Origin of the sequence: Roseibium sp., from assembly GCF_965276855.1 — a bacterium.
Lineage (GTDB): Bacteria > Pseudomonadota > Alphaproteobacteria > Rhizobiales > Stappiaceae > Roseibium.
Window position 1 is genome coordinate 2,282,383 of record NZ_OZ255700.1, and the last position, 22,553, is coordinate 2,304,935.

General features: G+C 56.4%; 23 protein-coding genes. 14 read left to right on the forward strand and 9 right to left on the reverse strand.

Annotated features, from left to right (window positions below):
- Nucleotides 1-95 precede the first annotated feature (95 nt).
- The 5 genes from zapE to ACQY4Z_RS10465 all read right to left on the reverse strand — a co-directional run bounded on the left by zapE (nt 96) and on the right by ACQY4Z_RS10465 (nt 4,021).
- Entirely contained in the window at nt 96-1,253 is a 1,158-nt protein-coding gene (zapE, locus tag ACQY4Z_RS10445) for a cell division protein ZapE (protein ID WP_428529508.1), read from the reverse strand.
- A gap of 312 nt (nt 1,254-1,565) precedes the next feature.
- Nucleotides 1,566-2,312 (reverse strand): DUF7662 domain-containing protein, encoded by a 747-nt coding sequence (locus tag ACQY4Z_RS10450; protein WP_428529012.1) that lies wholly within the window; start codon nt 2,310-2,312, stop codon nt 1,566-1,568.
- 112 nt (nt 2,313-2,424) lie between these two features.
- Nucleotides 2,425-2,958, reverse strand: coding sequence for a protease inhibitor Inh/omp19 family protein (locus tag ACQY4Z_RS10455; RefSeq protein ID WP_008196881.1), 534 nt, complete (start codon nt 2,956-2,958; stop codon nt 2,425-2,427).
- A 99-nt stretch (nt 2,959-3,057) separates the two neighbouring features.
- Entirely contained in the window at nt 3,058-3,513 is a 456-nt protein-coding gene (locus ACQY4Z_RS10460; RefSeq protein ID WP_428529014.1) for a low molecular weight phosphatase family protein, read from the reverse strand.
- Between the two features lie 133 nt (nt 3,514-3,646).
- On the reverse strand, nt 3,647-4,021 hold the full coding sequence (locus tag ACQY4Z_RS10465; RefSeq protein WP_428529016.1) for a carboxymuconolactone decarboxylase family protein: 375 nt from the start codon (nt 4,019-4,021) through the stop codon (nt 3,647-3,649).
- Between the two features lie 126 nt (nt 4,022-4,147).
- On the opposite strand from ACQY4Z_RS10465, the gene ACQY4Z_RS10470 reads away from it, so the two are divergent.
- From ACQY4Z_RS10470 to recQ, 3 genes are all read left to right on the forward strand, one after another.
- Entirely contained in the window at nt 4,148-4,525 is a 378-nt protein-coding gene (locus ACQY4Z_RS10470) for an MAPEG family protein (RefSeq protein ID WP_428529018.1), read from the forward strand.
- Nucleotides 4,526-4,641: 116 nt separating this feature from the next.
- Entirely contained in the window at nt 4,642-5,541 is a 900-nt protein-coding gene (locus ACQY4Z_RS10475; protein ID WP_133949191.1) for a 1-acyl-sn-glycerol-3-phosphate acyltransferase, read from the forward strand.
- A gap of 98 nt (nt 5,542-5,639) precedes the next feature.
- Nucleotides 5,640-7,529, forward strand: a complete 1,890-nt coding sequence (gene recQ / locus ACQY4Z_RS10480) for a DNA helicase RecQ (RefSeq protein WP_428529020.1) — start codon at nt 5,640-5,642, stop codon at nt 7,527-7,529.
- Between the two features lie 34 nt (nt 7,530-7,563).
- Here the strand turns inward: recQ and msrA are convergent, their stop codons facing one another.
- Both msrA and creD read right to left on the reverse strand, forming a co-directional pair.
- The gene (msrA, locus tag ACQY4Z_RS10485; RefSeq protein ID WP_428529022.1) at nt 7,564-8,208 is read right to left on the reverse strand and encodes a peptide-methionine (S)-S-oxide reductase MsrA; all 645 of its coding nucleotides are present in this window, start codon (nt 8,206-8,208) and stop codon (nt 7,564-7,566) included.
- A 178-nt stretch (nt 8,209-8,386) separates the two neighbouring features.
- Nucleotides 8,387-9,805, reverse strand: a complete 1,419-nt coding sequence (gene creD, locus ACQY4Z_RS10490) for a cell envelope integrity protein CreD (RefSeq protein WP_428529024.1) — start codon at nt 9,803-9,805, stop codon at nt 8,387-8,389.
- 530 nt (nt 9,806-10,335) lie between these two features.
- Here creD and ACQY4Z_RS10495 point away from each other — a divergent pair.
- The 5 genes from ACQY4Z_RS10495 (at nt 10,336) to ACQY4Z_RS10515 (ending at nt 16,184) form a co-directional block, all read left to right on the forward strand.
- Complete coding sequence (locus tag ACQY4Z_RS10495; RefSeq protein WP_428529026.1) at nt 10,336-11,529, forward strand: S-adenosylhomocysteine hydrolase; 1,194 nt, start codon at nt 10,336-10,338, stop codon at nt 11,527-11,529.
- The gene (locus ACQY4Z_RS10500) at nt 11,526-12,311 is read left to right on the forward strand and encodes a methyltransferase domain-containing protein (RefSeq protein WP_428529028.1); all 786 of its coding nucleotides are present in this window, start codon (nt 11,526-11,528) and stop codon (nt 12,309-12,311) included. The genes ACQY4Z_RS10495 and ACQY4Z_RS10500 overlap by 4 nt, the downstream gene beginning before the upstream one ends.
- Before the next feature lie 243 nt (nt 12,312-12,554).
- A complete protein-coding gene (locus ACQY4Z_RS10505) occupies nt 12,555-13,937 on the forward strand; it encodes a glutamate decarboxylase (protein WP_428529510.1) in 1,383 nt (460 codons plus the stop codon).
- A 4-nt stretch (nt 13,938-13,941) separates the two neighbouring features.
- Nucleotides 13,942-15,432: an APC family permease gene (locus ACQY4Z_RS10510; RefSeq protein ID WP_428529030.1), complete on the forward strand. Its 1,491-nt coding sequence runs from the start codon at nt 13,942-13,944 to the stop codon at nt 15,430-15,432.
- A 239-nt stretch (nt 15,433-15,671) separates the two neighbouring features.
- On the forward strand, nt 15,672-16,184 hold the full coding sequence (locus ACQY4Z_RS10515; RefSeq protein WP_428529032.1) for a hypothetical protein: 513 nt from the start codon (nt 15,672-15,674) through the stop codon (nt 16,182-16,184).
- 94 nt (nt 16,185-16,278) lie between these two features.
- Here ACQY4Z_RS10515 and ACQY4Z_RS10520 read toward each other — a convergent pair whose 3' ends face one another.
- Nucleotides 16,279-16,479, reverse strand: coding sequence for a hypothetical protein (locus ACQY4Z_RS10520; protein WP_428529034.1), 201 nt, complete (start codon nt 16,477-16,479; stop codon nt 16,279-16,281).
- Between the two features lie 264 nt (nt 16,480-16,743).
- On the opposite strand from ACQY4Z_RS10520, the gene ACQY4Z_RS10525 reads away from it, so the two are divergent.
- The 6 genes from ACQY4Z_RS10525 (at nt 16,744) to ACQY4Z_RS10550 (ending at nt 21,805) form a co-directional block, all read left to right on the forward strand.
- Nucleotides 16,744-17,868, forward strand: a complete 1,125-nt coding sequence (locus ACQY4Z_RS10525) for a flavin monoamine oxidase family protein (RefSeq protein WP_428529036.1) — start codon at nt 16,744-16,746, stop codon at nt 17,866-17,868.
- Nucleotides 17,869-17,964: 96 nt separating this feature from the next.
- A complete protein-coding gene (locus ACQY4Z_RS10530) occupies nt 17,965-18,942 on the forward strand; it encodes a DUF808 domain-containing protein (RefSeq protein ID WP_428529038.1) in 978 nt (325 codons plus the stop codon).
- A gap of 142 nt (nt 18,943-19,084) precedes the next feature.
- Entirely contained in the window at nt 19,085-19,426 is a 342-nt protein-coding gene (locus ACQY4Z_RS10535; protein ID WP_422019663.1) for a PepSY domain-containing protein, read from the forward strand.
- Nucleotides 19,427-19,514: 88 nt separating this feature from the next.
- Nucleotides 19,515-20,198 carry a response regulator transcription factor gene (locus tag ACQY4Z_RS10540; RefSeq protein ID WP_306148045.1) on the forward strand — a complete coding sequence of 228 codons (684 nt, stop codon included), beginning with the start codon at nt 19,515-19,517 and terminating at the stop codon, nt 20,196-20,198.
- Nucleotides 20,182-21,489 (forward strand): ATP-binding protein, encoded by a 1,308-nt coding sequence (locus tag ACQY4Z_RS10545; RefSeq protein ID WP_428529041.1) that lies wholly within the window; start codon nt 20,182-20,184, stop codon nt 21,487-21,489. The genes ACQY4Z_RS10540 and ACQY4Z_RS10545 overlap by 17 nt, the downstream gene beginning before the upstream one ends.
- A gap of 79 nt (nt 21,490-21,568) precedes the next feature.
- The gene (locus tag ACQY4Z_RS10550) at nt 21,569-21,805 is read left to right on the forward strand and encodes a hypothetical protein (RefSeq protein ID WP_428529043.1); all 237 of its coding nucleotides are present in this window, start codon (nt 21,569-21,571) and stop codon (nt 21,803-21,805) included.
- Nucleotides 21,806-21,953: 148 nt separating this feature from the next.
- Here ACQY4Z_RS10550 and ACQY4Z_RS10555 read toward each other — a convergent pair whose 3' ends face one another.
- Complete coding sequence (locus ACQY4Z_RS10555) at nt 21,954-22,466, reverse strand: Hcp family type VI secretion system effector (RefSeq protein WP_008193018.1); 513 nt, start codon at nt 22,464-22,466, stop codon at nt 21,954-21,956.
- Nucleotides 22,467-22,553 lie beyond the last annotated feature (87 nt).

A 22,553-nucleotide genomic window follows, 5' to 3' on the forward strand; every position in this document is an offset into this window, starting at 1 on the left:
CGCCCGCGCAACCTCGCCAGAAGTATATTGCGCCAGCAAAACCAAATTTTTTCATTTATTCCCGCACACATTCCTCCCCTATAGGGAATGCATACCTATGCGTGTCTTTCCCGCCGTTCACCCGCCAGATAGGCTTCTGAACGCATCTCGATCAGCCGCGAGGCCGTCCGGTCGAATTCAAAGGCCTCCGTTCCGTCTGTCGACACGTAAAGATCGGCCGGTTCAGCCGCAGCGGAGATGATCAGTTTGATGCCGTTATCGTAAAGCGTATCAATAAGTGTGATAAATCGCTTGGCTTCATTGCGCCGGGCTTTCGACAGCACCGGCACATCGTCCAGAAAAAGCGTGCTGTAGGCATGCGCAATACGCAGATAATCACTTGCCCCAAGCGGCTGCATACACAAATCGTCGAATGTAAACCGTGCCGCACCGGCTGCCGTGCAGGGAACGGGGATCTTCCGGCCCTTATTTTCGAGCTCTTCCTTGTGCGTCGGCATACCGTGAGTCAGACGTTGCCAGAGATCGTCCATCTGAGCGCGCGCCTCATCCCCAAGCGGCGTCAAATAGACGGGAGATCCTGCAAGTTTTTCAAGCCGGTAATCGGTCGGTGAATCCAGGTGCAACACGCTGACCTTGGACTTCAACAGTCCGATAAACGGCGTGAAAAGCTGCCGGTTCAAACCGTCCTTGTAGAGAAGATCCGGGTCCACATTCGAGGTGGCGACAACGATCACCCCCAACTCGAACAGCTGGGTGAACAGTCGCCCCAGGATCATCGCATCGGCGATGTCGGTGACGGAAAATTCATCGAAGAGAAGCAGCCGGGTCTCTTCGGCGATTTGCGCCGCCACGGGCGGGATCGGATCGTCACCCTTGACTTCGCCCCGCTTGTGCGCCTGCCGGTGCGCATGGATCCGTTCATGCACATCGGCCATGAATTCATGAAAATGCACACGCCGTTTGCGCCGGATCACGGTGACCTCATAGAAGAGGTCCATCAGCATGGTTTTGCCCCGACCGACTCCGCCCCACATATATAGCCCCTGAACGGAGGCCCAGAGCTGGTTCTTTTTCTTGGCAAACAGCCAGCCAAGCGAGCTCTTCTTAGAAGCCAGTCGTGTCTCGCCAAGACGGGTGTTGAGAAGATCAAGATGCCGGACTGCCTCGCGCTGAACCGGGTCTTCAGAAATATCACCGGATGCGACAAGCGCATCGTAGCGGGCGCCCAAGGCGCGGTTGACCGGCAATTCCAGCTTCAAGTGCTGAGCTCCATCCTGCAAGTCCATGGAGGGTAAGGCGTGACCTTTTGGGGGCGGGGATACTGTCAAAACGTCGCAGATGCAAGCTATCAAAAAGCGTTACGGCTCTTCTGACATGACATGTTTGCGGGACTGCCAGTTGGAACCACGCGAAGTGAGTTTTGCCTTTAAATCAATTAAAACTCCCGATCTCTGGCATTCGTCAGCCAACGACTTGAGAGAGAAACAAAAAATCCTCTCCAGCGGGCGCTGGAGAGGACCACCCTGAGAAATTTTGGAGGACATGATCAGGGTGCGGCGGCCCCGTCAAACCTGCAAAAGCTTGCTCGTCCGGCCGGATTGAAGCTCTTGCACGTAAAGGAGTTGCGCCACGAGATGACATTCTGTCTTGTCATCCATTTTGGCTTTGCGGCCACGCCCATCGGTGAGCAGCCAAGCATTTCCAGATTTCACAACATCGCATTCAATGGGCTGCTTCGGGTCAAAGCCGGACTTGTTGATGAGTTTGAGTGCCGGCAAATCTTCATCAGACCCGGACATGCCCTTCATCTCCAAACGAAGAGCGCGGTAGAGTTTGTGGATCGATTGCGTTGCAATGATCACTGTCCTGACCTCTTCCCCATCCATGGCGGCGAAACGGACAACGCCCGCATCCCTCGGGATCGTTGAATTTGAACAGGGTGTCTTTTGAACGTCACCAAGTGTCGTCCACTCGGTCCGCAGGGTCACGGTCGCCGGCTGCCGCAAGGAAGCCATTTCCCGGGTCAACCGCTTTTCGGCAACGCGCTGAGGGTTTCGAACATCCTTTTGCGCGCGTTGGCTCTGGGCCGCGATGTTGGTTCCCCCGATCCGGAGGCGCCGGAAAATGATGACGTCCCGGTTCAGGTCCGTCCGCTCGACACGCCATCCAGCATCCAGCCAAGCATTTTGATGCACCAGACTACCGCCGGAATTGGCCCACCAGGTGCGATGCTCTCTGGCGCTGCGCGGCAGGTTTGATCCGATGATCTCCTCGACCTCGTCCAGCTTCGCGGCCCACACCACGTCGTCCATTCTGGCCAAGTGCTCCCGCAACGGTTCATATTTTGACATTTGCACAGTCCTTAGTTGACCACGCAAAAATACACGCATTACGAGCATTGTCCAGAAAAAATACCGAGGGCTGTTAACGGTAAAGAGAGACCGGCACTCCAGTTGCCGTCTGGCCGTCAAACCGCCCGGATTGGCTTGAGTAGAGCTGCGCAACAGTTTGCCCGCTCCCATCCTTCAAGACCACCTGATTGCCATTCAGATCCCATGCGGAAATTCCGGTCAGCACCGGCGTCGCACAACCTCTAGTATTTGCACGGTAGCCACCAGACCAGGTCGTCAAGGTCATGAATGCCATGCAATTGTCGGCGCCAGAGGCCAGTTTCCAGCCGCCGAGGAGGTCGGTACGGCCCACTTGTTGAGCGTTTGCAGGAGGTGTCACGGCTGCCACGGCACCGTCGGTTGTGGGTGCGGTTCCATCAAGCCCGGCTGTCGCGGTTTCAGTTCCCGGGACTGCAGGGTCAAGCGGCTGCAAAGCACCGGAGTTGACCGGCGTCGTCGGCGTGGCGGGCAGCGGTGCAGCATAATTCGGTCCGCCGGAAAGCCTCTGGCATCCCGCAGCGAGAATCACCAACCCCACAACCAAACCCAAGTTTGCCGCACGCTTCATAACGAATCAGTCCCTGAATGACGTCCCAATATGCCGCCACTCTTAGCCTACAATTTGGCGAAAATCCAAAGGCTCCCGCGGAAACTCTACAAATTTCCGTCAGGCAACCTTGTTGCTGGTGGAAAGTTCCGATGGGACGGACGGATCAATCAGGCCGTCAATCGCTTGCCGGATACGTTTAAGGTAAGCAGAACAAGCTGCAAGATCATCGCTCAAGGCGCCGCCATCCGTCACACTCCACCAATGGCTTGATGTTGTCCCCTTCCAGGACGACGGTTGAAGGATCGCCTTTACGTCGCTCAGATAAATGATCCGATCCGGCACGATCGCATATGGCATCAAAAACACATCAATGGATTTCGGAGAAAGGCCTTGCGCGCTCACGCCATGTTCCGACAAAAGGCGGCTGACATTCTTGCTGATCTGCGCCGCAGGCTTAAGGCCTGCAGAGAAAGCCCTCATGAGGCCGCTGCCTCTGGCATTGAGGCAGGCCTCGGCCATCGGCCCGAGCAAACTGTTGTCGGGGCACACAAACAACACGGTGGTTTTTGGCACAGGGGATCCTCTTGCGACGCAGGGGCATGTTTCCCAATTTCGCGGAAGCCATAGCCAAAGGTTCAGACCCTATTATGACAGTTTAAGGCCGTGCCCAAAATTCTGAGCGGATAAACAGCCAATCTTCTGAATACTACTTAGGGTCTTGGGCCTCGGACGCCCCGTGTCCGGAAAAAGCATCGAATGCCGCCAGCGCTTCAGCTCCATAGATTATCGACGGGCCGCCGCCCATATAAACCGCGACACCGATCGTTTCCATGATCTCGTCCCGGCTTGCACCATATTTTGCGGCCGCCTTGGAGTGGTAGGCAAGGCAACCGTCGCAGCGCGCCGCAATTCCAATCGCAAGAGCAATCAATTCTTTGGTCTTCGAATCCAAAGCACCCGGACTGATGGCCGAGCGAGCAACGTCGTGAAACCCTTTGGTGACACCGGGGATGCCACTTCGAAGATCTGCCATTCTCTTGTCGGTCTGTAAGATAAAAGACTGCCAATCGCTGACGGACATGTTCACGCCTCCGTTTCTTTTCTTCCGGACAGATACTTAATGACGCACGATCCCGTTTGACGTTGATATCACTCAATTTGCATGCGAATGAAGGCGTACCCCACTCCTGATGTCATGGAGACAACTGTGCCGCTTGCCATTTGGTGCATCCTTGCCGCTGCCATTCTGCCGATCCTTTCGGCATTTCCGGCAAAACTGAACAAGGACTTTGATAACGCCAATCCGCGCGATCCTGACTATTGGCGCGAGGGGTTCCGGGCACGGGCACAAGCAGCCCAAGCCAACGGCTTTGAGGCTTTTCCTCTTTTTGCCATCTCTGTCATCGTCGGAATGGGTCAAGGCGGGTCCGACTACTGGATCAACCAGCTGGCTGTCCTATTTGTGATGCTGCGGGTGATCTATGTGTTCTGCTACTGGACGGATCGATCAAACCCACGCTCACTGGCCTGGACCGCAGGCTTCCTGACCTGCGTCGCAATATTCACAAGCCCCGTGTGGAGCTAAAACGCAACAGCCTGACATTTAAAAACCCAATTCTATTTTGAACATTTGCATGGCCGGACTGCTTTCGCTAACCATGGCAGTGTGGATCGAGCATCGAAACCGGCAGGGGTTAAAGAGTGCGGACGACAGACCAGACGACCACCACGCTTCCCACCCGTCATGAAAATGAAACGGTGGCAACGCGCCTTCCCGCCGATCCTCATATAGTGGATGTGCTGATCGCAGAACGCGGCAAACAGGTGATGGCGAGCCCGTGGTGGCCCCTCATTCGTCCCTTTGCCTTCAAAATCCTGCGCTATCGGTCAGCCGTCGAAATGGCCAACACCATCGATCACATGAGCGCGGTGGACGTTTTCCGGCACCTCAGCGATTTGTTGCAATTGAACGTCACGACCCTCGGCTTGGACCGCGTTCCAACGGACGGTCCAGTCGTCCTGGTCTCGAACCACCCCACAGGTATTGCCGATGGTGTTGTGTTGTTCGATGCCATCAAGGAGCGGCGTGAAGACCTGGCAATCTTCGCCAATCGGGACGCGATCCGCATCAATCCGCAGCTTGCGGACATGATCATTCCGGTTGAGTGGCGGGCAGACTTCAAAAGCCGTGAAAAGTCGAAGGAAACGCTTAAAATTGCGTCATCCGCCTTCTCCAAGGAGCGCGTCGTTGTCCTGTTCCCCTCCGGACGTCTTGCCTATTGGCATGAGGGCAAGCTGACCGAGCGCCCATGGATGACGTCTGCGTTGGCTCTTGCGCGCAAGAACAAGGCGCCGATCATTCCCATGCATATGGGCGGGCGGAATTCCGGGCTGTTTTATTTCCTGGCGCGGGTCTCGACAGAACTGCGCGACATGACCGTTTTCAACGAACTGTTGAACAAAAAAAACGCCGAGTTCCGGGTGCACTTCGGCAAGCCGATCCGCCCGGAACGGCTGGACGGCGACCTGACAGAGCTGACCGAGCAAATGCGCATCCATTGCGCAGAAACCCTGGCGAGTGACCCGGACGCGGAATTTTAGGTTTTCCGCAGTCAACGCCCGGTCATCCACAGGCAGGGCAATTGCCCTGAAGCGGCGAATAAGACATGGTGCGATGAGTTCAGGAGAATCATTCGAACATGTCCGCTTCACCTGCGCCCGCCGCAGAGGAACCCAATACGATTCAGGCCACGCTTGCACCGCCGGTGACCGGCGAGGCGCGCCCTTTGGCTGTGCTGCAGAAAATCTTCGGCTTCAGTGATTTCCGGGGAAAGCAACAGGCGGTTATCCAGTCGCTTGTCGATGGCCGGGACGCGGTCGTACTGTTTCCGACAGGAGCCGGCAAATCGCTGTGCTATCAAATCCCGGCGCTTTGCCGCCGCGGTGTCGGGATCGTTGTCTCCCCGCTCATTGCGCTGATGAAGGACCAGGTCGGCGCGTTGACAGCCGCCGGTGTCAACGCAGCAGCCATGAACTCCACGCTAACGCCTGGCGAACAAGCAGATTTACGTCTGGAACTGCAACGTGGACAAATTGATCTCTTGTACGTTACGCCGGAACGGCTCAGCAGTGAGAGCTTTCGCAAGCTCCTTGATACGCTCGACATTGCGCTCTTTGCCATTGACGAGGCGCATTGCGTGAGCCAATGGGGCCACGATTTCCGCCCTGAATATTTAAGCCTCTCCACCCTGGCGGAACGCTATCCGGGCGTGCCCCGGGTAGCACTCACAGCAACAGCCGATCCGCACACCCAGAAAGACATTCAGGCACGGCTGAAGCTGGATGAGGCGGAAGTTTTTTCGACCAGTTTCGACCGACCCAACATCCGTTATGAGATCGTTGAACGGACCAACCAGCGCCAGCAGCTTCTGGATTTCCTGAAGAAGCACAAGGGCGAATGCGGCATCGTCTATTGCCTCTCCCGGGCGAAGGTCGAGGACATTGCCGAGTGGCTAAATGCCAAGGGCATTCGTGCACTGCCCTATCATGCGGGTTTGCCTGCAGAGCAGCGGGCCGCCAATCAGGATGCGTTTTTGCTGGAGGAGGATCTTTGCCTGGTGGCAACGGTGGCCTTCGGCATGGGGATCGACAAGCCGGATGTGCGCTACGTCGCCCACTTGGACCTGCCTTCATCTGTCGAAGCCTATTATCAGGAGACAGGCCGCGCCGGACGGGATGGTGCTCCGTCGGAAGCCTTCATGGCGTATGGTATGGCGGATCTCGTGCAACGCCGGCGAATGATCGCGGAGGGCGATGCCCCGGACGAGGTCAAACGCGCGGAAAATGCCAAGCTCAACGCACTCCTCGGGATTTGCGAAACGGCGGGCTGCCGACGCCAGGCCTTGCTCGCCCATTTCGGCGAGACCTATCCAGAACCTTGCGGAAACTGCGACACCTGTCTATCGCCCGTGGAAACATGGGATGGCACGGAACCTGCTCAAAAACTCATGTCGGCGATCTACCGGACCGGCCAGCGCTTCGGCACTGGACATGTGATCGATGTTTTAATGGGCAAGACCAGCGAGAAGTCCGTCCGCTTCGGCCACGACAGCCTCTCCGTGTTCGGCATCGGCCAGGATCACCCGCTCAAAACATGGCAGTCGATCACACGGCAGATCGTTGCTGCCGGATATGTGGACGTTGACCACGCGCAATACGGCGCATTGGTCTTGACCGAAAAGGCGCGGCCGGTTCTGCGGGGCGAAGAGAGGATTCGTCTGCGCAAGGACCGCAGCGCCTCTGGCCTCAAGAACACCCGGACATCGCGAGCTGCCTCTCTGGCGGATGAGCTGGACCAGGAAGACCGGTTGCTGTTTGATCGGCTCCGCCGGTTGCGCACCCAAATAGCCCGGGATCAGAGCGTGCCGCCTTATGTGGTGTTTCCCGACGCCACTCTTGCCGGGATCGCTGCGGCGCGCCCGGTCACGCCCGACAGCCTTCTATCGGTCTCCGGCATTGGCCAATCAAAACTGGACAAGTATGGCGAAGCAGTTCTGGATCTGGTGGAGGCCTTCGAGGCCGGCGTTTAAGCCAGCCTCAAAGTTTGAGCAGATCGTGGTTTGATCAGGATCCGGCTTGCGGGAGCCCCTTGAAGGCTTCCGAACCCCACACTTGCTTTACACGCGCATCCCGGCCACAGGCCTTTCGGTAGCCTTTGTAGGCATCGGCACGGGTTACATAGCCGAACCGGGTCAAGGTTCGTTGACTGCTCTTGTAATAGCCCTGGTGATAGTCCTCGGCCGGCCAGAAGATCGCAGCGTCTTCAATCGGGGTAACCACTTTGCGGCCCAGCGCCTTTTCCGCTTTTGCGATTTCCTGTTTGGCCGCTTTTTCCTGCGCGTCGTTCAAAGGATGGATGGCAGTCGAATACCCGAAACCCCGGTCACAAAACTGCCCGCCGCTGTCGGTCACATCAACCGTTCTCAGAAAAATCGCCAAGAGCTCGCCATAGCTAATCTTGGTCTCGTCAAAATCAACCTGAACAACTTCGCGGTGGCCGCCACGTTCGTAGTTCTTGTAAGTCGGGTTTTGTGTGGTTCCACCGCCATAGCCTGACACCACATCGCGCACGCCCGGAAGCTGTTCCAGATCTGATTCCACACACCAGAAACACCCGCCGGCAAACACCGCCGTCTCGGCGTTCGCCGGAACCGTATAGGCGGCGCCGGTCATAAGAATTGCAAGGGCAAGCGGGGCAAGACGCTTCATGAGAAATCCTCCGTATGTAGGTATCAGAGCTAACGCATCTGCAGCTGGAGGCAACTCAACTCCAGTGTCATTCCCGCACAAGCCCGTGAGGGACGTGTGACCCGAGGTCTTTCAAGACCCCCAAATTTCCCTGCCAGGTGGGTAGCCACTTCACCTGACAGGCACTGCGTTTTTCTTGCTAGGCAGTTTGTCTGCGTGCTTGCGGGCGCGGTGCGTCCAGCCCCGACCAGTCGATCCTCTGCGTTACGAACATGGTCACGGCAAGAGCTGCAAATGCGATCACAGATCCGATCAGCAAGGCGTAGTCCTGTTCCCGCATCAAAGCATAAAGGGTCGCAAAGATACCGGTCAGGACAGCTGCGATAACAAATCCTGCAATTCGGCTTTTCAGCGAGGTCCCAACGTAGATGGCGTTCAACAGCGTCGCCGAACCTGCAGCGACCAGGTAGGCCGGCCCGTAACCAATATGCTCAGAGAAGGCCAACAGCATCACGTAGAAGATGATTAGCGCACAACCAACCAACCCATATTGAATCCAGTGAAATTGCCAGCCCGATCGCATCTCCAAAACGAAAACTGCCAGAAAGGTCAGGCTGATGAAACCGATGGCATATTTCAATGACCTCGAAATCGTCTGATAGAAGTTCACCGGCTCGACAAACTTCACACCCATCAGTTTGCCGGACAGCGGCAAACTGTCGATCTCCATCGTCTTGGGAATGCCCCGGGCCAGATAAGGGATGGTCCAGTTTGCGGTAAACCCACTTTCCGTGATTGAACGCTGTTCAGGCAGGAAAGCTCCTGTAAACCCTGGATGCGGCCAATCGGACTGGAGCGTGACCAGCGTCGTCTGCCCGGCCGGTGCTGCAAAAAGGGCTGATGAGCCGTTCAGGTGCATGGCCAGATCAAAGGAAAAGCCTCTTTGCCAGATATCAGCTGAGATCGGAGCATTGATACCGGACCCACCATGCTTGGCCAGCACACCAAGGCCTGGCTCAAACTGCACCGTTTTTGCCGTGTTGAGCCGGATCGCGACTTCGCTTCGGAGCGCGCGGACATCCGATATGCCAACGACAACCATGGCCTTGTCTGTTGCGATCTCGATCGTACCGCCGTCTTTCGGTTCGAAGAGGCCGGAGGGCGGCACGGCAAACCGGCCTTCCATGGACATCTGACCGCTATAGACCGGTAAAGAGTAGATGGACTTGCGGCGCTCTTCCACACCGATATCACCGTTCAGTTCCAGACGTTCAGGAAACAAGACCACTGTTCGATGATGGACGGTCCGCTGCCGCTTCTCGCCTTCTCCGGAAACAACGGTCTCCGTGAAAGGAATGGCCAGATAAGGACCATTGATCGACTGCGTCCCACCCCAGGACCGCGCGATATCCGCCGCCACGCCCTTGGCGCGGTCGGCACGCTCTTCCACGAGCAACCAAACAAACGTCGTTGGTATGAGAAGAAGAACGGTCAGGAAGCCGATCAGGAAAACCTTGACCGCGGGCGATTTCGGAACTGCTGGTAGTTTCGGTGACTGTCGGTTCTGGGGAGATCCGTTTTCGTCGTCTGCGGTTGGTGCCGATGTTGTGTTCGCCATTTTCTGCAATCCTCTGCCAAAGGGTTGCCCACGACCGCAATCAAACATTCACAATCGGCACAGAATACGAACAACAGATGGAATTTCAGCGGAAGAAATATGGCTTGAATATGCCACTTACCTGTAAATTTAGGCAGTATCGCCCGTGCATTTTCGCTCACTGCGCCGGTTTGCATGGAAAACAGGCCTCGGCAAAACACTTTTTTGCTGCATATTTGTCCTTGTAAATATTACTTAAAACTTGAATACTTTTTACCTGTTTCGGAAATCAAACCCCGGGATTGGCGATCACTCCTCACAAGATCTGTTGTGAACAAGCTGTGGATCCACTGTTGGCAACGGATTGAACCCAACTGAGAATTCGCTCGGATTTTCAGTGTACTATTCAGGATAACAACTCAGAGCAATCGATTTATCGCGAGAGCGGCTTAACCATGAATCCGGTTTATACCAAGATTTTTGGCAACCCCTGCTTGTGCTTTTCTGGATGGGCGGTTCTTAATAATTCGTTAACAAAGGACACGTTGTGAATGACACCGTTAAACAACATGGCTCTTGGCGCCAGCGCTGATTATATGCGCCGGGCGAATTACCTTCCGGCGCTGGTCGAACGCCTCGACCTGTGCCAGGCAGAATCGCATCGCTTCATGCTGGTCGCGCATCTGTTCGACGACACCATGCGGATGATTGATGCCTTGGCTGGGATCATGGATTTCGATGCCATCATCGGTATTCCATATTCCTCCGGCAGCGATGCGACACGCACGAAATGGCAATCGCGTTACGGCTCTATCGTCCATTGCCCGAAGACCGAGGACGATTTCAAAGAAGTGCTTGCTGCGGCCATCCAGAAAAGTTTTCTGCAGTGCCGCTCATCTGGCCAGAAACTGGTGATCCAGGAAGTTGGCGGATATGTCGTTGAACTGCTTCATGAACGTTTTGCCGATCAGTTGGACCTTGTTGAGGGCGTCGTCGAGATCACCAAACAAGGTGTGTGGCGGGCTGAACAGCTCAACTTGAAAGTACCAGTGCTGCATTGCGCCGACAGCGAACTGAAGCGGCTGGAAGCCAAACGGTGTGGTGAAACCATCGTACGTTGCCTGGACGGCCTGTCCAGGGATCTAGGCAACTCCCTTGCGGGACGGCACGCGGCCGTTTTTGGAGCGGGATGGATCGGCTCCGGTGTTGCCCATGCGTTCCGCCGCCTTGATGTCATTCCGATGGTAATCGACACCGACCCGCTCAAGGTGGCAGAAGCGCGCCTCTCCGGTCTTCAGGCACACATGTCACCAAGGGAATTGGACAAGTGCGATCTGATTGTCGGTGCCGCTGGCAGATTGTCGATCACGGAACCGGTGCTTCGCCAATTGCGCAGCGGCTGTATGGTTGCAAGCGCCAGCTCCCGGCGCATCGAGATTGATGTCGACTATCTGCAAACCGCGCCAAGCGCCGATATTCATCCATCGATCCGGGCCTTCCATTTCCAGAACGACAATGGCCACGGCGAGCGTCAGATTTGCCTCGTCAACGACGGCTATCCAGCAAACTTCATTCCGGGATCTGGCAGCGTCGCCGATGAGATCGTCGAACTCATTCTGGGCGAACTGATCGTCCTGATGTCGGACATTACCTTTTATCCGTACGAGCCGGGAATTCATCGCATCACGCCAGCCAGCGAGGCGTTGTGTACACAGCTGTGGATTGAGCAGAGGGACCAGCTATGACCGATACAACCAATGAGATGACAGTACACTCACAGTACCTTGTGAAGAAGCTGTCGAACTCAAAGCAAAATCTCTACGGGACCGTGAAATTCGATACGGTTTCGCGGAAAATCAAATCCTGGGCCAAAGGCCGCACGGACACACCAAAGATCCTGGATATCGGCTGCTCGACTTCGATCTCCAAGGAATATCTGGCCGCAACTGGGCTGGAGTTTGAATATTGCGGCGCCGACTACGAAGCCGCTTTCCAACCGGACATCGTGCTCGATGCCACGAAGCTGTCCGAGCACAAGGAAGACCTGCCCTGGCGCCCGGATGTCATTACCCTGCTGGATGTATTGGAGCATCTTCCGGGGAAAGCCGAGGCGATTGAATCGACCATGCGCCAATGCTGCGAAGTGGTCGCACCGGGTGGTCTGGTGCTTGCGGTCGTACCGCAACTCTACCGGCTCGACCGGCTGAAATTCGGCCACCTGCACTATCCGGAGCACCATGTCCGCTTCACACTGAAAGAATGGATGAATATCGTCGACAAGGCCGCCGATATCGAAGAAGTCCATGGCATCGGTTACCTCAGCGTTCTGCCTTACACCCCCATGTTCAGCCCCTGGTACAAGGAACAAAACCGGCATGGAAAACTCTTCCATCACCTGCGTTCCAAGACCTTCGAGTGGGGTCCACTGAAACCGGCGGAAATCGGATTGACCCGGACCCTTGGTCGCTTGCCGGGCCTGCGTGGCTGGTGCAACAGCACCCTGTTGGTCTGCAAGGCCAAAGGCTGACCCAGGCTAGCTGCTAACCGAGAAATTCCTCTGCTCATTCAAGCGCCCCGGGAAGCTGCCCGGGGCGTTTTCTATTTTGTATCGATGTACATTTCGCGGCGGCTACCGCTGAATGGCACACTTGTGACGCGGGTCACAGGACAGCATGCACTGCCCAGGGTAGGCATTGCACATGATCTGAATTCTATGGTCGTATGGGGCATCCATCACACGCCTGTATTCACAGGGAGGTTTCCAGTGGCATTGCATCAATCCAAACCCGGCCGGCGGGACGACGTTTTTGACCTTTATGCCCGCGATTTGTCCGAACAGCCGTTGCCGAAGTTCCGAATGCCGGAGAACTCTTCGCTCCCCGATACGGTTTACAATCTGATCCACGACGAATTGCTTCTTGATGGCAATTCTCGCCAAAACCTGGCGACCTTCTGCACAACCTATGTGCCCCCACAAGCCCAGCAGCTCATGCAGGACTGCGTCGACAAGAATATGATCGACCAGGACGAGTACCCGCAGACCGCCGAGATCGAGCACCGCTGCGTCCACATTCTTGCCGATCTGTGGAACGCCCCGGATGCAAAAACGACGCTTGGATGTTCAACGACCGGGTCCTCTGAAGCGGCGATGCTAGGCGGCCTTGCTCTCAAGTGGAAATGGCGCAAGCGCCAGGAAGCCGCCGGCAAACCGGCCGACAAACCCAACTTGATCTGTGGGCCGGTACAAATCTGCTGGCACAAATTTGCGCGTTACTTCGATGTCGAATTGCGGGAACTCCCGATCCTTGACGGCGAGCTTTGCATGACTGCTGCACAAGTGGCTGAGGCAGTTGATGAAAACACCATCGGCGTTGTGCCAACCCTGGGCGTGACCTTTACCGGCGTTTATGAGCCAGTCGAAGAAATCTCGAAAGAACTCGACCGGATCGAAGCTGAACGCGGCCTTGATATCCCGATCCATGTAGATGCAGCCTCTGGCGGGTTCATTGCACCGTTCCTGCACGAAGATGTTGTTTGGGATTTCCGTTTGCCGCGCGTGAAATCAATCAATGCATCCGGCCACAAATATGGCTTGTCCCCGCTCGGCGTCGGCTGGGCCATTTGGCGAGAACCGGAAGACTTGCCGGAAGAACTGATTTTCAACGTCGACTATCTGGGCGGCCAGGTGCCAACATTTGCGCTCAACTTTTCGCGGCCCGCTGGCGAGATCGTGGCGCAATACTACCAGTTCCTGCGCCTTGGCCGGAAAGGGTATACCGAAGTACAAGGCGCCTGTGCCGACACAGCTCAGTATTTGGCCGCTGAGCTGGAAAAGACCGGGCATTTCGACATGCTCTACAATGGCGATGGTGGTCTGCCGGCTGTTTGTTATTCCCTGAAGAACAGCGCCGACCGCGGCTACACACTCTACGACGTGTCGGAGCGGTTGCGCATGCGCGGTTGGCAAATTGCCTCTTATCCGCTTCCAGAAAACCGGCATGATCTCATTGTTCAGCGGGTCATGGTTCGCCATGGGATCGGCCGCGATCTTATGGAACTGTTGATTGAGGATATGAGCCGGACTATCGAATTTCTCGATCGGAATCCGATGAGCAACCGGGAAGCCAAAGCCTCCTTCCACCACGGACGATAGACCGATGTCAGATCCCGCTCAGGCTGCCACGGAGCGCCCGACCAAGGACAGCTCAGCGACCGGAAAAATCACCGTTCTCGGCCTTGCCATGATGACAGTCGCTGCCGTGGTCAGCCTGCGCGGCCTGCCATTGATGGCCGTTGAAGGTACGACGCTGCTGTTCTACATCGGCTTCGCCGCATTCATTTTCCTGATACCAGCCGCTTTGGTCGCTGCCGAACTGGGCGGCATGTTCGCCCATTCAACCGGCGGGATCTACGATTGGGTGAAAGCCCCGTTTGGCGCCCGGGCGGGTTTTGTCGCCATCTGGCTGCAATGGATCCAGAACGTGGTCTGGTACCCGACCGTACTTGCTTTCGCAGCGGCGTCCCTTGCCTATGTCATCGGGCGGCCAGAGCTTGCCGATGATGGCATCTATACCGGGTCGGTCATCATCGCGGCCTATTGGTTTGCAACCTTAGTTGCCCTGACCGGAACCAGCGCTGCGGCGCGGTTCACCTCGGCCGGGTTTCTACTCGGGACCGTGATCCCTGGACTTCTGATCATCGCTCTCGGTGCGGCCTGGATTGCGGATGGGCAAACGATGGCCTTTCTGGACAGCACGTCGGTGACCGGCGGCGATGCCCATTTGAGGTTCTTTCCTCATATCACCGGCCTGTCATCCCTGGCTTTTCTCGGAGGCATTGTGCTCCTGTTTGCCGGTGTTGAGGTTCATGCCGTTCACGCCAACGAACTCAAGAACCCGGCGCGGGACTTCCCGAAAGCCATACTCCTGTCTGTCGTGATCATCGTTGCACTGTTCCTCTTGGGCTCGCTGGCGCTTGCATCCATTGTTCCCGCAAATGAGATTGCCCTCGACCAAGGTCCGATGCAGGCCTTGCAGATCGCGCTTAAAGAATTCAGCCTCGGCTGGCTGGTGCCTATCCTTGCCCTGTTGATCGCTCTTGGCGCGCTTGCAGGAGTGATGTCTTGGATCACCGGCCCAAGCCGCGGTCTTCTCCGAACCGCCCGTGACGGCGAGTTGCCGCCTTTCCTTGCGCGGACCAACAGGAACGGAGTGCAGGTAACGATTCTGCTCATTCAAGGTGGCATCGTCACTGTTTTGGCACTGCTCTACTTTGTCTTGAAAAATGTCTCCGTCGCCTTCTTTCTGCTGTCGGCAATGACGATCACGCTATACTTGGTGATGTATATGATGATGTACGCGGCCGCGGTTCGCTTGCGGCTAACGCGGCCGGACGCAGAGCGAAGTTACAAAGTGCCCGGCGGCCTCGGCGGATTGATCGCTGTGGCCGGGATCGGCTTTGCCGGAGTGGCCTTTGCGTTTGTCACCTCGTTCTTCCCGCCAACCCAGCTCCCAGTGGGCAGCCCGGCGACCTATGTCGGTGTGGTAACGGCAGGGTTTGTTGTTTTCATTGGCCTGCCGATCCTGATCCACGCTTTGAAGCGCCCGTCCTGGGTCCAAGATCAGGCCAAAACAGACAAACAAACCTGACGATTATGGGCCGGTAGCGTCATTTGAAGGTCTAAGCAGCTTCACGGCTGCTCACGCACCTGTCATGGCAGGTGATGCACACCTTGGAAATCCGGGCTGCCGTGGAGCGGCCTCACATAAGACACATTGATATTTTGAGGGAAATCAGGTCACGGAAGCGTGGCACACCTTGATTTCAATGCCAACGATCCGGCTCCCACATGTGGTCTATCGCAATCGGATTTGGGAGCGCAGAAATCATGACGACACTAACAGCAGATAGACACCTGACCGCGGCCGCACCGGCTGTTTCGGTCAGCACCGTAGGCCTGATGTTCATATCAGGCTTTTTCGCCACCATTGCTTTTGATCTTTGGGGGCAAGTCATCAGCCCGGGATTGGGTTTTGCAAATCTTTCACCTCACGGCTTGGCACAAAGCCTTCTGGCAAGTCTCGGCCTGCCCAGCAACGCCTTTGCCGGGTATTTTGTTCACTTCTATTTGGTGGGTCTTGTCGGCTATCCGATCGGCTGGATGTACGTTTTCGCACCGATCTGGCAACGTGTTGTCGGCGACACGCATTGGCTCTTGCCAGCCGCGATCTACGGCGTTGGTCTTTGGGTCTTTGCTATTGGCGGTATCACGGCAATCGCCGGTTTGCCGTTCTTCCTGAACTTCACCGGCATCACCTGGGTCGCCCTTATCGGCCACGTGCTTTATGCCGTCGTGTTGGTCGGTGTTCTTGATGTCATTGAGCGTCAAAAACAAGCCTAAGCTTTCTGATACGCCTTAAAAAGAAAACCGCTGCGACACCTTCGGAGCGGTTTCTTTTTTTCAATCAGACCAACAAAATGTCAGATCAACTGAACTAGTCAGCGAAGATGCCGTATTCCGGGATGGGGTCCAGTTCGATCTGAGCCAGCAGAGCCCCTTCGACGATCGCCTGTATGCTGACGTTCTTTCCCATGATCGGATAAAAGCGGCTTTCAACCGCCCGGCCTTGAGGTTTACCGAATTCCGTATGAGACGCATTTCCAAGTGTTTCAAACTGTGACGCTGTTTGAGACATGACCACTCTTTCCCCTGCAGTACCATCGCCAACTGTGTGGCGTTAAAGGCACCCTAGGGACAATTCCCAAAATTGGCGCTAAGGGCTTTAGGCAAATTGTTTCTGCTCTGGGCGCAAATTATTAACTACGCCATATTGCGAGCTCTTTTCCCATGTGAAGATCTGACAAAGACTGGATTGAACAATCACGCGATCCATATTGACGTTGAACGCGAGTGGTTTGCCTGTGGGCATTTCATAATACTCGCACAATAGGTGCCGCTGATGTCCGAACACTCGACAGACATTGCTATCATCGGGGCAGGTCTCTGCGGATTGGCCACGGCAGCTCTGCTTTCGAACTTGGGCGTCGACGCAAGGGTGTTTGAAGCAAGCAAGACGGCTGGTGGACGCATCCGGTCCCTGCCCGGACCCTCGTCTCCTGATCTGCGCTATGATCTCGGCCCCGCATGGATCTGGCCGCATAATCAAAGAATGCTTCAGTTGGCGGAGCAACTGGATTTACCCCTGATGCGTCAGCACTCAGCCGGGAACCTCATATTCCAGGATCAGACAGGCAGCATCCGCCGCGATCTCGCTTTTGCAACGATGGGGGATGCTTTACGGATACCTGGCGGTCTGACACGCATTACAGACGGCTTGGCTGCACGGCTTCCTGACGGCACAATTGCCTATCAGCACGCCGTCACCGCAATTGAACAGGACACCTCTGGCCTGACAGTGTCGGGAAAGACACCTGAAGGTCCCTTCCGCGTTTCCTGCCGGCAAATCATTCTTGCCTTACCTCCGCGATTGGCCGCTGCACGTATCGCCTTTTTGCCGGATCTTGTCGCCGAAACGAAACAGGACATGTCTGCTGTTCCAACCTGGATGGCCGGACATGCAAAACTTGTTGCTGTTTATGATCGACCCTTCTGGCGCACACATGGCTTTTCCGGCGATGCCATCAGCCATGTCGGCCCCTTGGTCGAAATCCACGACGCCTCGGCAGAAGAAGACCCTCAGGGGGAGGCAGCGTTGTTCGGCTTCGTCGCCCCACAGGAAGTTCAGAACACGACAGACCGCGAGGCGTTTGTGTCCCGGGCACTCTTGCAGTTGAAAGAGCTCTTTGGGCCCGAAGCTGGGCGGCCGGTAAAGGTCTTCTTGAAAATCTGGGCAGCAGACCCGTTGGTGGCCACGAATCGAGATCAGGAGATTCTTTCGAGCCACCCGCAGTACGGACCCTTGCCGATTGTGGAATCCTGGCATGACCGGCTGTTTTTGTCGGGTACGGAAACCGCGCCGGAAAACGGTGGTTTTCTTGAAGGAGCCCTGGAATCGGCGGAACGCGCCGTTGCGTGGGCTCAAAAAGTCACTGCACAAAATAGTACAGGATCAAATCAGGCTTGATGGCCACCCGCCATTGAACGGGCAGCAAAATTTTCCCTGTCGCAAAAAGGCTGTATGGTCAGCGCAACTGACAGGAAAAATGATTCAGGAGCGGCCATGAGCGGTCTTCTCGCCCTACTAGACGATGTGGCAGCGATTGCCAAGGTGGCCGCAGCGTCCGTGGATGACGTGATTGGTCAAGCGGCCAAGGCTGGGTCCAAGGCGGCCGGGGCTGTCATTGACGATGCAGCGGTGACGCCGAAATATGTTGCCGGGTTTTCCCCGGCCCGCGAGTTGCCGATTGTCTGGCGCATTGCCAAAGGGTCGCTGAAGAACAAGCTGATCTTTCTGCTGCCTGTGGGCCTCCTGCTCAACACGTTTTTGCCCGGCATCATCACACCCTTGTTGATGCTCGGCGGAGCCTATCTGTGTTTCGAGGGGGCGGAGAAGGTCTATCACCTCTTTGTTCCCGGCCATCACGACGCGGACCAACCTAAAGACCTGGTGCAGGATCCAACCCATCTGGAAGAACAGAAGGTCTCCGGAGCAATCAAGACAGACTTCATTCTGTCCGCCGAAATCATGACCATTGCGCTGTCCGAAATCCCGGACAGCAATATCTGGATGGAGGCCTCCACACTGGCGGTGGTCGCGATCGGCATCACGGTCATGGTCTATGGCTCGGTTGCGCTGATCGTGAAGGCAGATGACTTTGGACTGCACTTGTCCAGCGAGGGGCGGTTCGGTGTGACCCGCGCAATTGGTATTGGCATCGTAAAAGCAATGCCCGGCGTCATGAAATTTCTTATGACGGTCGGAACGGCAGCCATGCTCTGGGTTGGTGGTTCCATTGTGATTCACGGTTTGAAAGAACTCGGCGTCAAAGGCCTCTACAACACCATTCACGACATTGCGCACGGTGTGGCCCACACCATCGGTACCGCGGAAGGTTTCCTCGGTTGGTTCGCGACAGCAACCATGGACGGCATTTTCGGGCTGATCCTCGGACTGATCCTGATTCCTATCGTCACGAAGGTCATCGAACCGGCCTGGCATATGGTGAAGGGCAAGAAAGAAGAAGCCAGCGGGCATTGAGCCGCGTAAGCATATAAAAAATCGGAAATTTCTGCGCCTTACACAAATGTAAACTTCGCTCAAGAGGCCTGCAAACTGGCTGTCCCATCTTTGTTTCATCGGAAGGCAGGGAGCCTTTCACACACAAAGATGGAGACGCATAATGAACATGAAAATCATCGCAGGCACGGTTGTCGCAGGTATGGTTCTGGCAACAGGCGCAGTTGGCGCAGTCGCTGCACAAACGGCAACATCACCAACTGCCTTGAGCGAAGCGCAAGCCATCGAAATCGCTCTGAAAGAGGTTCCGGGAACTGTTCAGGAAACCGAATTTGAGCGCGAAGACGGCAAAGAAATCTTTGAGATCGAAATCGTCACGGCCGACGGTGTTGAAATGGAAGTCGAAATCGACGCGGCGTCTGGCACGGTCCTGGAGATCGAACAGGACGATGATCACGACGACGATGATGATTACAAGAAAGGCGACAACAAACGCGCCGGGTAATCGGTGACAGAACGTGGTAGGGAACAGGCTGCCTGGGATGGCGGCCTTTTTCCTGTTTTGACGCCATCCAACGGGGTAAGGATTTGCAATGCGGATACTGCTTTTGGAAGATGACCGGCAACTCGGGCCGTGGGTGGCGGGCGGCCTGCGCGAAGAAGGCCACGTGGTCGACCATTTCACCGATGGCAAGGAAGCGCTTCTTGCTGCCATGGGCCAGGATTATGACGTTTTGATCCTCGACCGGATGGTATCCGGTCTCGACGGTCTCTCCGTGTTGAAATCTTTGCGCGCCTCCGAAGACACCACCCCAGCGCTGTTCCTGACCGCCCTTGGGGAAGTGGACGCACGGGTGGAGGGTTTTGACGCTGGCGGTGATGATTATCTCACCAAACCCTTTGCTTTTGCCGAGCTTTCGGCCCGCGTGAATGCTCTTGGCCGCCGACGGGACAGTAGCGGGACCAGCACTGCCGAACCCACGACCCTGCGCTATGGAGATCTCAGTCTGGACCTTTTGGCCCGCCGCTGCGAACGCCAGGGACAGGCGATCGACCTGATGGCCAAGGAATTCAAGCTGCTGGAATATTTCATGAGGCGCCCCGGCCGCCTCGTGACCCGCACCATGCTTTTGGAGCAGGTCTGGGACATGAGCTTTGATCCGACGACTTCGGTCGTGGAAACCCATATCAGCCGGCTGCGCTCCAAGATCGACAAACCGTTTGATGATGAGCTGATCCGCACCAGACGGGGCGAGGGTTATGTCTTCGGCAAGTAAGGTACTCGACACAGTTAGAGCCACGCTGACACGCAGCGTCCGATGGCTGCTCCGCTCCTCCACCTTGCGGCTATCGTTGCTGTTAACTGCCATTTTTGCCGTCGGCATGGCGGTTGCCATTCTTTTGGCACTGACCTTTGGCCGGGAAGCCGTTCTCAACCGCGTCGATACGGCCCTTGAAGGGTTGGCGGCGACAGTCGAGGCCGACGACACCGAAACAGATACGTTCTCCGTCATCATCCGCCCGCTTTCCGAAATCGGTGACTTGCCGAAGGAATTTGAGAAGGTCGTGCGCACAGGTGGCGGCACGGTTAGTCTCAAACGGGACTTCCGGCGCGCGGAAGACTGGCGGGTCCTGATTTCACTGGACAAGGAAGGGGAAGCGGTTCTGATCGCTGTTCCGCTTGATGCCAGCGAAGACGCCCTGGAGCTCCTGGGCAACGCGCTTTGGAGCACTGCCGGGGTGGTGCTCGTTCTGGTGCTCGTCATCGGGCTCGGCGCCGGTTTCCTTGTTCAGCGGCGGCTTGCCCGGATCACCGGGGTTCTGGACCGGTTGGCGACGGGAGATCTTGAAGCCCGCATCGGTGTTGCCAGCTCCAGTGATGATCTCGATGATCTTGCCGGGCAAATCGACCGAACCGCACAAGAGCTGGAGCGCCTTGTCGCCCAGACCCGCAATCTCAGCGCCAGTATCGCGCATGACCTGCGCACGCCCCTTGCTCGCCTTCGTGCCCAACTTGAAAGCCTGCCGGCCGGCGAGGAGCGCGGGGCAGCGCTGGAGGAAGCCGAACGGCTTTCCGGCATCTTTGACACCATCATGCGGGTTGCCCGGATCGAGGCGGCCCACGGAACGGAAGGCTTCGAACAAGTCGATCTGAACGCCCTCATTGACGAAGTCGCGGAGATTTATGGCCCGGTCGTTGAGGACTCGGGCAAATCGCTTGTCCATTCGGCAATATCCGGTGGAAGCGTTCTGGCAGACAGGAGCATGCTGATCCAGGCGCTTGCGAACCTTATTCAGAACGCCTTGGTCCATGGTGGTCCAGACATCACCTTGTTCGCATGTGGTTCGGAAATCGGCGTATCGGACAATGGACCAGGCGTTAACCCCAATCTCTTTGACGAGATCATCAAGCCTATGGTGCGTCTGGAGGCTGCCAGGGAAAGCGAGGGCACAGGCCTTGGCCTTGCGCTGGTGCGGGCGGTCGCCGACCGGCACAACGCCAAGCTGGAACTATCTTCAAACAAGCCCTCGGGGTTACGCGTCGCGCTTAACTTTACAAAAATGTAAAGTCCGGCGGAGCGGAACGTAAAACCGGGTCTCCATATCCAGTTTATCGAAACGACAGGACGAACTGGAGATACGTAAAATGAAATCCATTATTGAAAAAACTTCTGCCACCTTTGCCGGCGCGATTGTTGTTCTGGTTGGCTGCGTGATGGCCGGCCTTGGCTTCACCGTGATCGCATTTTTGGCAATGTTTGCGCTGGCCGCCTATGGACTGGCCTTGATCGCAGCCCCTTTCCTGGCCATGGCACAGAAACAGGCTGAACAATCCGAGCCGCAGGACATCGATATGCCATCAGATGCTCAAACGGCCGCGTAAGGGGAGCGGGGCAAGCCAATTGAAGTATCCTAAAGGGCGCAGGTATCCGGTTCGGCCGGTATCCTCGCGCCCTTTGTGTTTTAAGAGCATAGACAAACAGAAACCCCGGCCAAAGTGACCGGGGTTTTCGCTAAAGGCCAAAGGCCGATCAGGTGACCGGAGCGCGCCAGTCGTCGGACGCGGACGTACCGGCCTTCTCGTGGGTCCACTCGGCCTTGCGGTACGTGAAGGACCACTGTTCCTGATCGCCGCGGGATGCGTTCGCATCATCGAACACGTCCGGCAAGATGGTCTTGCCTTCAACCAGAACGGCGTCGGTGTACTTGATCGTGTAGTAGTGCTCCTGAACGCCAGAAGTGGACGTGCGCCAGAAATTGATGGTGATCTCCAATGATTCACCGGTGGCCAATGCCTGCCACATCAACGGAGACGCCTTGTCCAACGGCTTGATGATGGTGGTCGGCTGGTGGCGGCGGGTGCCGATGGCGGTGCCGGAGTTCGGGTCACGCGGAACAATTGCGTTGCTCTCGAACTTGTAGACCAGGGATTCACCCTCATGGCCTTCCTGCCAGTTGTTGCCGATAGAGTCTGCCGTTGTAGCATCGGAGGTGATTTCACCTTGGGTGGACCCGCTGATGGTCATGTATGCAACGTTTGCCATTTTTCCGTCTCCTGCTCTTAAAGCGGTTGGTCTGTAACTTTCGAAGTCTGGGGCGCCGTATGATTTCCGTTCGGTGCCGATGCCAAC